Raw genomic sequence first — 11,216 nt, forward strand, 5'->3', positions numbered from 1 at the left:
TTTGACTCCGTTTAACTTAATAAAATTGAAGGGAAACTAGAAATCTTATCGAATTTCTAGAGCCTCGTGTAAATACTGACTAATACTTCTTGTAGTGCTGTGCGACCTCCGGAATATTACGGAGAAATTTTCAAAATTTACTAGATCGCACAATTTGACTCACCTATCTAAACCACTAGGGTTGGGTAAGGGCGATCGCGGCTCGGATCGTACAGATAAAGCTGGCTAGGTTGCGGCAGGAAAAACAGCATATTGACGCCATAGCTGCTGCTGTTATCGGTCTCGCTGTTGCTGTTAGCGCCGCTGATACCCATGCTAATGCTGCCACCACGGACAGTAGCAGATTCTCCATCGGTTAGTTCCATGAAGAGTGAATGTTGTTGATTTTCTGACATAAAGAACTCCTATTAATACCTATGTACTTACTTACTACCTACGCATACAGGAAAAACCCGGTAACAGCGCCAAAAGTCATTGCAAAAACCCCATATTTTCCTGACAGTGGCCCGTTGGCTTCACTCCTCTTGATATTTGGCGAACTTTGTGGGTGGGAAGGGCAAAGCTGTGCGGATTTTTACCTTTACCCTGTGAATTTTGATTTAGACTTCTAAACCTATACTTGGTTTCCGGAAAGCTGATCATAAAAGTGACAAAACAAATCAGCGATCAATCTCTCCCTCCCCCCCAACTCAAAACTCAAAACTCCAAACTATTCCCCTCTCTCCCTTGCCGCCATGTCTCTCACTCCCGAAGCCACACCCGCTGAAACCTTTGATAACGACCAGTTTTTGCCCCCTGTCAGCCGCTGGACGACTTTGGGTGGCATTTTGATGGTGGCCACCTTTGGCGGGGCGATCGCCCTCGCTAGCGTCACCAAATACAGCGCTACAGTCAAAGCAGATGCGATCGTCCGTCCAGCCGGAGAAGTGCGCGTCGTGCAAGCAGCAACCGAAGGAACAGTCGAAAGCATTGCTGTCAGCGAGAATCAGACAGTCAAAGAAGGAGATGCGATCGCAGTTATAGACGCTTCGCGTTTGGGCGCTCAAAAAAAACAGTTACAAGAAATAATTAATCAGTCTCAACCAGCAGCACAGCAAATCAACCAGCAACTGCGCGACTTAGAAAATCAAATTTTGGCCAGCGCCCAATTTAAAAGCATCCAAAGTGAAAGTTCCGCCCAACAGGAATTAATCGAATCCGCTTTAGTAAAATTCGCCACATTGCTGCCAGATGTCGCCGAGAGACTGGGCAGAAGTCGGCGGGTTTTGCTCGTCAAGCGATCGTCAATTCAACAACAATTGATTCAAGCTAAAAAAGAACTAAATCAAATTGACTTAAAACTCGAAAATAGCGTGATCCGCGCGCCCGCTGATGGTACAATTCTCAGACTGGAAGTACGAAATACTGGTCAAACCGTACAAGCCGGCAGCGCGATCGCTCAAATCGTCCCCAGCGACGTACCCTTGGTAGTCAAAGCCAAGGTGACATCCCAAGACATCGCCCGCATCCAAATCGGTCAACCCGTACAGATCAGGATTTCGGCTTTGCCTTTCCCCGATTACGGCACATTGAAAGGTACTGTCAGCGAAATCGCCCCAGATGCGATCGCCACTCAAAATCCCACTAATAATTTAGGTACAGCTTATTACGAAGTGGCAATTAAGCCCGAACAAACTTATTTAACCAAACTCGAATCCGCCAACGGTCAATTCTTCGGAAAATCCTCGGCTAATGTCCCCCGCAAGTATTCGATTCAATCGGGAATGGAAGGTAGAGGCGATATTATTACCGGGGAAGAAACTGTTCTGACATTTATTTTGCGGAAAGCAAGGTTGCTGACAGATTGGTAATTAGTCAGTTGTCAGTTGTCAGGTGTTAGTTGTCAACAGTCAGCAGTCAGCAGTCAGCAGTCAACAGTCAACCGCCAGAAAATTAGAGGCTCTGAAATTGAAATAACGTGTCAATATAGAAATGTGAGTTCAATTCTATTCTTTCCTCATGGGCAAACAGCGCATTCTTTCAGGAGTTCAGCCAACAGGCAATCTTCACCTCGGCAATTATCTCGGTGCCATTCGCAACTGGGTAGAAAATCAAAGTCAGTACGAAAATTACTTCTGCGTAGTCGATTTGCACGCAATTACCGCACCGCACAATCCAGCAACTCTAGCCTCCGACACTTACACGATCGCCGCACTCTATTTAGCCTGCGGCATCGATTTAGAATATTCTACTATTTTCGTGCAATCCCACGTCTCGGCGCACACAGAACTAGCATGGCTGCTCAACTGTATTACGCCGATTAACTGGCTCGAAGATATGATTCAGTTTAAAGAAAAAGCAGTTAAACAAGGTGAAAATGTCAACGCAGGTTTGCTAAATTATCCCGTGTTAATGGCAGCAGACATTTTGCTTTACGATGCCGACAAAGTGCCAGTGGGAGAAGACCAAAAACAGCATTTGGAACTCACCCGCGATATTGTCATCAGATTAAATCACCAATTCGGCACACCCGAAAAGCCCGTATTGAAACTTCCCGAACCGTTAATTCGGACTGACGGTGCGAGGGTGATGAGTTTGACAGATGGCACGCGCAAAATGTCGAAATCTGACCCTTCCGAACAAAGTCGAATTAATTTATTAGATTCGCCCGATACGATCGCAAAAAAAATTAAGCGCTGTAAAACCGATGCCGTGCGGGGTTTGACGTTTGACGACCCCGATCGCCCCGAAGCTAGAAATTTGCTGACACTTTATCTCCTGCTTTCCGGCAAATCTAAGGAAGAAGTAGCAACAGAGTGTGAAAACATGGGTTGGGGAGATTTTAAACCCTTGCTGACAGAGACGACAATTAATGCCCTCAAACCAATTCAGGATAAATACAAGGAAATAATGGACGATCCGGGATATTTAGAGTCTGTACTACGTCGCGGAAGAGAACAAGCAGAAGCTATTGCTAATCAAACTCTAACTAAGGTTAAGACAGCTTTCGGTTATTCTTTACCTGTTTAGTTGTTAGTTGTTAGTTGTTAGTTGTTATTGGTTAAGAATGACAACTGCCAACTGCCCACTAACAACTGCCAACTGCCAACTGTCAACTGCCAACTGCCAAATAACAAATAGCCAATAACAGAAAAATAATCATGAATCGTTTTCGCACAGCCTGCACCACCCCCGGAGAATTTATAATTACCGCCGAAGTTGCCCCGCCAAAAGGTGGCGACATAACTCACACAATTCAAATGGCTGAACGCCTCAAAAACAGAGTTCACGCAATTAATGTCACAGACGGGAGTCGCGCAGTTTTGCGAATGTGCCCGCTAGCAGTTTCGGCGATTTTAGTGCAGCACGGAATTGAGCCAATTTGTCAAGTTGCTTGTCGCGATCGCAATCAAATTGGCCTGCAAGCGGATCTCATGGGAGCCCACGCTTTAGGGATTCGCAATGTATTAGCACTTACAGGCGATCCCGTCAAAGCGGGCGACCATCCTAAAGCAAAAAGTGTATTCGACTTTGAATCAGTACGACTGTTACAAGTCATTCAAAAAATGAATGGCGGCAAAGACTGGAATGACAAACCTTTAACAGACGGAGTTACCGATTTATTTGTCGGTGCTGCCGTCGATCCGCAATGCCCCAGTTGGTCTGGTTTGCAAAGTCGATTTGAGAAAAAAGTAGAGGCTGGAGCACAGTTTTTTCAGAGTCAATTAATTACAGATTTTGAAGTTTTGGATAAGTTTATGCACCACGTTGCAGCGGGCTGCAACAAGCCAGTTTTAGCAGGAATATTTTTGTTTAAATCCGCTAAAAATGCTGAATTTATTAAAAAATACGTGCCGGGAGTTAACATCCCACAAGAGACTATCGATCGTTTAGCAAAAGCTCCCGAACCTTTGCAGGAAGGCATAAAAATTGCTGCCGAACAAGTCAAGCTAGCGCGACAGATTTGTCAAGGAGTTCACATGATGGCCGTCAAACGAGAAGATTTAATTCCTGAAATTTTGGATTTGGCAGGAATCGAGCCACTGAGCTAAAATTAAACCGTAGGGGCGGGTTTTATCAACTATTAATGCCTAACATTAACGATCTCATAAACCTGCCCACCCCCGCGCTAGCATTTTGAACATCAAACTGTAGGGGCAGGTTTAACCAACCATCAATGTATAAAACTAATGATCTCGTAAACCCCCCCTCCTCCGCTGTAGATAATCCAATAACTTCTGAGTTTGATTAATAAACTACTTTGAAAAATGCACGATCGACTAAACGTTTATTAAATAGGAGCAACTGGCAATGACTGACTCAGAAATTATTAATTCTGATACCATCAAAACACTAGAAACTAGCATATCCGAAGTTACAGTTTACACCGATCGCGCTTTGGTGACGCGGCGCAGTACAGTCGCTTTGACGGGAAACGAGCGAGAATTGGCGATCGCCTCTGTACCCGCAACCCTCGAAACAGAGTCAGTCAGGGCCACGGGTGCGGGTACAGTTGCAGTGCGATTGCTGGGAGTGCGAACCGAAACAGTGTTTAGCAGCGAACCAGTGGGCGATCGCACTGCCGAATTAACCCAACAAATTCAGGAGTTACAAACCCAAAGACGGGGAATTAACGACAAAATAACCGCCCGAAAAATTCAGCTCAAATTTGTGGAAGGTTTGAGCGAAAAAAGCGTCGGTTTCTTTTCCAGCAGCATCGCCAAACAGCAGGTAGGTTTAAACGAAACTGGTGAATTGCTCAACTTTTTAGGAACTAATTACCTAAAATATGTAAGTGCGATCGCCCAGCACGAAAAACAGCAGCGCGAATTAGACAAGCAAATAGAAGCTTTGCTGCTGCAGTTGCGACAAGTACAAACTCCCCATTCTCAGCAAAGTTTTAACATCATTGTTGCCATAGAACCCAGTGGTATCGGCAATTTTGAACTAGAAGTTTCCTATGTAGTCATGGGAGCCCGCTGGACTCCACTTTACGACTTGCGAGTCAACACTACCAACAACCAAATTAATCTCAATTACTTAGCCGAAGTCAATCAAAATACAGGCGAAGATTGGGCTGGAGTAGCGCTGACTTTATCCACAGCTAAACCGGGAATGGGAACTTTGCCACCAAAACTCGAACCCTGGTTTATCGATACTGTTTACCCCAGATATGCTCAAGCCCGAGAACTTATGATGACACGCAGCCGACAGCCTGCGGAAGCAGAAATAGCACTAGATTATACAAACTTAGAGTTTCAAGACAATGGGCCATCTGCTGGTGCCGCACCCCAACTCATAGCAGCTCAAACCGCGACCACACAAGTATCGAAAGAAGGAGGCACTGTCTCATTTCAAGTAGGGGGAAATACCAAGATTCCCAGCGACGTTACACCGCACAAAGTCACTATTTTCAGCGAAAATTACCCGTTTAAACCTGAATATATTGCCGTTCCACGTTTAGTCAGTTTTGCCTATTTGCAAGCAGTTGTTGTGAATCCGATAACAGGTGCAACCCTGCTGCCCGGTAAAGCAAATATTTTTCGCAACAACACTTTTGTCGGCAGTGTGCAGTTAGAAAATGTTTCCCCGGGGCAAGAATATAAACTGAATTTAGGAATAGATGAAGGGCTAAAAATAGAGCGGGAATTAGTAGAAAGACAAGTAGATAAAAAACTGATCGGTCAGCAGAGGCGCACGAGTTACGCTTATCGCTTAAATGTAACAAACTTGTATCAGGTGCAGGTACACCTGACACTAAAAGAGCAATTGCCAGTCAGCCGTAATGAACAAATTAAAGTGCGATCGACTCTCACTAATCCGAAGATAGTAGCAGGTGAAATGGGACTGCTAGAATGGATAATGTCTCTGCCGCCGCAAGCAAAGCAAGAGTTATATTACCAGTTTGTTGTCGAACATCCTCCCGACTTAACAGTCACGGGTTTAGATATTTAATATTAAGTTGATAAAAACTTGTTTGTAGTCAGGACTAAAGTCCTGATTCGTCACCACGTAGGAGGACTGAAGTCCCGATAAACTATCAAATTTACCTGTAATTGGTAAACTGCAAAGCCATCGGATAATCTTCTTGCTTCAACCGTTGAATTACCAACTGCAAATCATCCTTATCCTTAGCCGAAACGCGCACTGCATCACCTTGAATCGAGCCTTGAATCTTTTTAAACTCATCTCGAATTAATTTAGTGATTTTCTTGGCAATTTCCTGATCAATCCCTTTTTTCAGTTTGATTTCTTGGCGTACTCTAGTACCACTCGCAGCTTCAATTTTCCCATAATCAAAAATTTTCAGAGACAAATTGCGCTTGGCGGCTTTAGTTTGCAAAACAGTGTGAATCGCGTCGAGAGTAAATTCACTGTCGGTATTGACAGTAATTGCTTCAGCGCCCAATTCTACAGTGGTTTTGGTATCTTTCAAGTCGTACCGGCTTTGAATTTCTCGCGTTGTTTGGTCAACAGCATTGACTAATTCTTGCCGATCGAACTCGCTGACAATATCAAAGGAATAACTAGCAGCCATAAATTAGTAATTGGTAATTGGTAATTGGTAATTGGTAATTGGTAATTGGTAATTAGTCATTACTTAAGCGTCTCTTAACTAATGACTAATGACTCATGACTACTGATTACTGACTAATAATAATTAGCCATTAACAGCCATTAAACTGAAATAGAATAAAGTAGCTGTGCAAGAAGAACTAATCGCAAACATGAGCGATCGCCCCAGCGGCACATTCAGGATATAGAAAACCGAAAACAACAACCGGGCGATCGTAAAAGCGATCGCAGCCCAACCCGCCGCCTCCGAATCTACCCCCGTCACAAAAGCCATCAAAGCCGCCGCTGAAAACAGCATAAACGTCTCAAACGAATTTTGGTGAGCCCAAGTTGCCCGCTGAGCGTAAGCAGGCAACCTCTCAAACATAGCGCGGGGGGCTGCTTGATCGTAGCCTAGCTGCAAGCGGGCGAACGCAACCACCAAAAACGGTGCGTAAACCAGCGCAGCAGCAGCAGCAATACAATCAAGCAGAATAACCGACACAGGCAATCCCAACAGCATCATCCGCCTCGCAGTTCAATCAAAATAGAACAGAGTAACCACCTTGCGCTGTTCCTCCGCATCCTGGCAAGTTTTCAGCAAAGTGTGGCTTTCGTGAAAAGCAAAACAGATCAGTTGCTGACAGCGAGAAATAATCTCCTGATTGCACATGGCGCTTGCTTCCGGGAGAGACAAACTGTCATTTTTGGGATTTTCTACCAAATGTATCACTTGTTCGAGTTGGTCGCGAGACTCCCGGGGCTGGCGGCTCATGCTTTGCGGCAAAATCACCGTCAGCAGATTAGGATCTGCTCGCATTGCCCCCCGAATCGCGGCTGAATTAGTGCCTGTAGCGCCAGAAGTGATGAGCTGATTGCCTCCCAGAACTATGGCGTAGCTCAGCATTTCAATTAGCTGCTGGTGGGTAATAGGAACGTGGCGAGAACCCAAAAGAGCAATCCGCTTGGAGCTGGTTTGCTGGATCGCCGCAAGTTCTTGTAAAAAATCATCTACTCTGGGTAGCTCAATTGATTGACTCAAAGAATTTATTAAATTAAATAAAACTACGTTGTGGATTTTAGCAGACTCACTAGCCATTGCCGCCAAAAAGAAGTTAAGAATTGCTGATTTACGGGATCAGACTAGAGGATCTGGAGATTTGAGGAAGCCAGAAGGCAGAATGTCTGAAGACATTCGGCAGCCGGAGCTCAAGGTAGAATTCAAGAAAAATTGAGAATTTAAGAATTTTGGCTTTTTATTTATTTAAACAAAAAGTTCTCTCTGCCGAATACCTTCTTCCCTCAGCTCCGGCTCTGTTATTAATGGACTCGATCGCTTAGGCCCAAGGATGCCATCATGCCCTCAAGGTCAAAATGTTCTGCCATTAGCTGAGTAACACATTCCACCTTGATCGGTTCGTGCAGGCGCACGTTGCCAAAGGTGCTGTCGATAATTTCTACCGTGGTTAAGGTATCCAAATCAACAGACAAAACCGGAATTTCCATTTCTTCTGCCCTGCCAATCACCAGGGGAGAAGGAGGCAAGTGGCCTGTCAAAATTAAGCACTGAGTCGAGCTCTCCAGAGCCGCTAGCTGAATGTCCGTGCGATCGCCCCCCGTCACCACCGCCATATTTCTCGCTTTGCGGAAATACTTCAGAGCAGAACTAACATTCATCGCGCCAATTGTCAAGGTTTCCACCATCAAGTCCAAACGGTCTCGACGGCAAAGCACATCAGCTTTCAATTGGTGCACCAATTCTTTGACGCTGACACTTCGCAGCAAAGCACTTCTCGGCAGCATTCCCAAAACTGGAATACCCGCAGCCTCCAGAAAAGGCCGCACAGTCGCCGTTACCGATTCGAGTTTGTCCGAGGGAACGTCATTGAGTACCACGCCCAGCAACCGCGAACCCAAACGCTGTTTAGCAGACAGCAAATCGTCTACATACAGATCGATCGGGCGCGCTACCAACAGCACAGAGGCATCAACTGCCTCAGCGACTTGAGCCAAAGACAAGTCAAACAGACTGCCTTCCTCCAAATTAGCTGGGCCTTCTAACAGCACCAAGTCTCCGCTGGGAGCTTGCAAATATTGCGCTAAAGACTGGCGGTAATCTGTCTTGTCTTCTCCCCGCAAACGCTTGTGAACAGTCTCTTCATCCAAATACAGCAGTGTTGACGGCATCTGACTTTCTGAGAGATTCAGCGTCTCTACCGCGAACCTCACGTCTTCGTCCTCGATCCCAGCTCCTGGCGAGCTGAAACAGGTTCCCAGAGGTTTGCCGTAGGCGACGGCCAGTCCTTTTCCCCGGAGTCCGAGTGCCATCCCCAGGGCGATGGCCGACTTGCCGCTGTAAGCTTTTGTGGAACCGATCAGCAAATATTTAGTCAATTTGGGTACGCCTTCAATCCTCAATTTGCACCTGTCTATTTCAATAAATTTAGTTTTTTCTACAGTATTTCTGAACTGCGACTCAATTTTGCAATACTATTATACTCGATTTTGTCGCTTTTGGGCAGATTGTTTTTTTGCGAAAAATTTTTATTCACCTGTTCGCAACCCTTTTCTTCCCATTCTTTTTACTGGATTTTGGGAAAGCAGTTTTTAAATTGTTTGTTTTACCGCCGCTTTTGATAATAATTTATCGCCCATGCTTCCTTTGAAAACCGATTTTAATTATAAAATTTTTAGCCACTTTTATTACTGAGCTTAGATATTAATACCGACTTTTATAAAATAAAAATAACAGGGTAGAAGTGGTGATTTCACTAGAAAGACCTATTGAGAGGGCTTGGTGCAGTTTTTGTTTGGTATATAGCAATCCTCGCATCATTTGTGAATTTCTTACCCCCTCCCCTTCGTAAGGGTAGGGTTGGGGTGGAGTCAAAAAAATACGACTCATTTATGATTGCTATCCTACAGGTATTTTGTAGGAATAAACCCCGGTGCTTGCCTGATCATTTTTGCAGATAATTGAAAATCGAGAGGTTGTATTATTAGTTATTAATTATTAGTGCGATCGCCCGCGTTCAAACTGATCGGTGGGAGTGCGAGCAATAAGCTGCTTAGGAGCGGGCTTCTAGCTTCTAAACACATAAATTGTCGGGCGGCGTGGGCTGGCATTTCCGCAGCCCAAAGGCTGATGGCGATGCTAGCCCGATCGCACTTCAAGGGCTGTAGATTGATTTTCCTTGGGCGGATCTACAGCGCTTTCCTCTCAGCTACCGAGTCGCAAAATTTGAACGAAATCGGACGGCGCGATCGCACTCGCTTGCACGCCATTCAAAACTGCCAACAGTTCTCCAGAGTTAGCAATTCTGATGAAAGTTGTGGGACTGGCCTCTCCCCCGTCTGTGCCTTGGCTAATGCTCAGTTGAGTGAAAGTCAAACCGCCCGCTAAACTCAGTAAATCTTCCCCTTTCCTGAAGTCGGATATTACATCACTTCCTTGTGCGGGTGTCAAGACAAATAAGTCACGTCCACTGCCGCCGAGCAAAGTATCGCTGCCCTCATCGCCAATCAACACGTCGTCGCCAGCACCGCCGACCAAACTGTCACTGTCTTTGCCACCCAAAATCGTATCGTTGCCACCATCACCGTTGATAGTATCGCTGCCTTCATTGCCCAACAGCAGGTCATTGCCAGCACCGCCACACACTTGGTCTTGACCGCCAGCAACCCCGACAGGCAGGGGGCTGCCAATATCCCCATACACCGTGTCATCCCCGTCGCCGCCACAGATAGAGTCATTGCCTTGGTCGCCGAACAGCAAGTCGCTGCCCGAGTCGCCTAAAACTACATCGTTGCCCTTGCCACCGCGCGCAGTATCGTTGCCGTCACCGCCAGAAAGGGTATCAGAGGCATCTTGACCGCAAAGGCTGTCGTTTCCCTTGGCACCCAATAACAAATCGTTCCCCGCGCTATCGCGGTCAGATTCGCTGTTGGTGCCACCGTAGAGGCTGTCGTTTCCCTCCTCGCCCACAACACTGTCAGAACCACGTCCGCCCCATATCAGGTCGTTATCTTTGCCCCCGAAAGCAGCGTCGTTGCCCTTACCGCCGAACATGGTGTCGTAGCCGGCTTGACCGTTAAGGTAGTCGTCGCCGGGCCCGCCCAACAGCAAGTCGCGATCGACCTGCGGTCCAACAGGAATGTTGCTGATCAATCCGCCAAATAGGTTGTCGTTGCCTGCCAAACCGATCAGAACATCGTCTCCGCCCAAACCGTTGATGCCGTCACGGCCACTGGTGCCAGTGAGGATCTCGTTTGTATCCCCACCAACCAGGTTGTTTTGAACAAGATTGAAACCGTGAAGAGGACTGATCTCCGGTAAGGTAATTTGCGTGCAAATGCAATCTGGATCTTCAGTTTGCTGCGGGGTTGGGACGGGAGTTGGTTCCGGGATTGCGGTTGGGATTGGAGTTGGTGCTGGAGTTGGTGGTGGGGTTGGGGCTGGAGTTGGTGCTGGAGTTGGTGCTGGTGTCGGTGTCGGCGCTGGTGTGGGCGTGGACACAATAATATTGGGCGAAAAGTTGATGACTGGTGTCGGTGTCGGCGCTGGTGTGGGCGTAGACACAATAATATTGGGCGAAAAGTTGATGACTGGTGTCGGTGTCGGCGCTGGTGTGGGCGTGGACACAATAATATTGGGCGAAAAGTTGATGACTGGTGTCGGTGTC

At 46.4% G+C, this 11,216-nt stretch carries 11 protein-coding genes; 4 read left to right on the plus strand and 7 right to left on the minus strand.

Going from position 1 to position 11,216, the window contains the following annotated elements; all coding sequences use genetic code 11:
• Nucleotides 1-167 precede the first annotated feature (167 nt).
• Complete coding sequence (locus QUA70_RS17520) at nucleotides 168-395, minus strand: secretion protein HlyD (RefSeq protein ID WP_333334987.1); 228 nt, start codon at nucleotides 393-395, stop codon at nucleotides 168-170.
• Between the two features lie 339 nt (nucleotides 396-734).
• Here QUA70_RS17520 and QUA70_RS17525 point away from each other — a divergent pair, with 339 nt between their 5' ends.
• The 4 genes from QUA70_RS17525 (at nucleotide 735) to QUA70_RS17540 (ending at nucleotide 5,934) form a co-directional block, all read left to right on the plus strand.
• Nucleotides 735-1,850, plus strand: a complete 1,116-nt coding sequence (locus tag QUA70_RS17525) for an HlyD family efflux transporter periplasmic adaptor subunit (RefSeq protein WP_333334989.1) — start codon at nucleotides 735-737, stop codon at nucleotides 1,848-1,850.
• A gap of 148 nt (nucleotides 1,851-1,998) precedes the next feature.
• Nucleotides 1,999-3,009 carry a tryptophan--tRNA ligase gene (gene trpS / locus QUA70_RS17530; protein ID WP_333334993.1) on the plus strand — a complete coding sequence of 337 codons (1,011 nt, stop codon included), beginning with the start codon at nucleotides 1,999-2,001 and terminating at the stop codon, nucleotides 3,007-3,009.
• A gap of 131 nt (nucleotides 3,010-3,140) precedes the next feature.
• Nucleotides 3,141-4,031, plus strand: coding sequence for a methylenetetrahydrofolate reductase (locus tag QUA70_RS17535; protein WP_333334996.1), 891 nt, complete (start codon nucleotides 3,141-3,143; stop codon nucleotides 4,029-4,031).
• 259 nt (nucleotides 4,032-4,290) lie between these two features.
• Nucleotides 4,291-5,934, plus strand: coding sequence for a mucoidy inhibitor MuiA family protein (locus tag QUA70_RS17540; protein ID WP_333348928.1), 1,644 nt, complete (start codon nucleotides 4,291-4,293; stop codon nucleotides 5,932-5,934).
• Nucleotides 5,935-6,025: 91 nt separating this feature from the next.
• Here QUA70_RS17540 and QUA70_RS17545 read toward each other — a convergent pair whose 3' ends face one another.
• The 6 genes from QUA70_RS17545 to QUA70_RS17570 form a co-directional block, all read right to left on the minus strand.
• Entirely contained in the window at nucleotides 6,026-6,517 is a 492-nt protein-coding gene (locus QUA70_RS17545; RefSeq protein ID WP_333201584.1) for a YajQ family cyclic di-GMP-binding protein, read from the minus strand.
• Nucleotides 6,518-6,640: 123 nt separating this feature from the next.
• Entirely contained in the window at nucleotides 6,641-7,057 is a 417-nt protein-coding gene (locus tag QUA70_RS17550) for an MAPEG family protein (RefSeq protein ID WP_333050089.1), read from the minus strand.
• Nucleotides 7,058-7,072: 15 nt separating this feature from the next.
• Nucleotides 7,073-7,576 (minus strand): hypothetical protein, encoded by a 504-nt coding sequence (locus QUA70_RS17555; RefSeq protein WP_039887610.1) that lies wholly within the window; start codon nucleotides 7,574-7,576, stop codon nucleotides 7,073-7,075.
• 278 nt (nucleotides 7,577-7,854) lie between these two features.
• On the minus strand, nucleotides 7,855-8,952 hold the full coding sequence (locus QUA70_RS17560) for a phosphotransacetylase family protein (protein ID WP_333348926.1): 1,098 nt from the start codon (nucleotides 8,950-8,952) through the stop codon (nucleotides 7,855-7,857).
• 588 nt (nucleotides 8,953-9,540) lie between these two features.
• On the minus strand, nucleotides 9,541-9,708 hold the full coding sequence (locus QUA70_RS17565) for a hypothetical protein (protein WP_333410519.1): 168 nt from the start codon (nucleotides 9,706-9,708) through the stop codon (nucleotides 9,541-9,543).
• A gap of 46 nt (nucleotides 9,709-9,754) precedes the next feature.
• The coding region (locus tag QUA70_RS17570; RefSeq protein ID WP_333348924.1) for a calcium-binding protein at nucleotides 9,755-11,216 on the minus strand (1,462 nt) is incomplete at its 5' end.

Origin of the sequence: Microcoleus sp. LAD1_D5 (assembly GCF_036702115.1) — a bacterium.
Lineage (GTDB): Bacteria > Cyanobacteriota > Cyanobacteriia > Cyanobacteriales > Microcoleaceae > Microcoleus.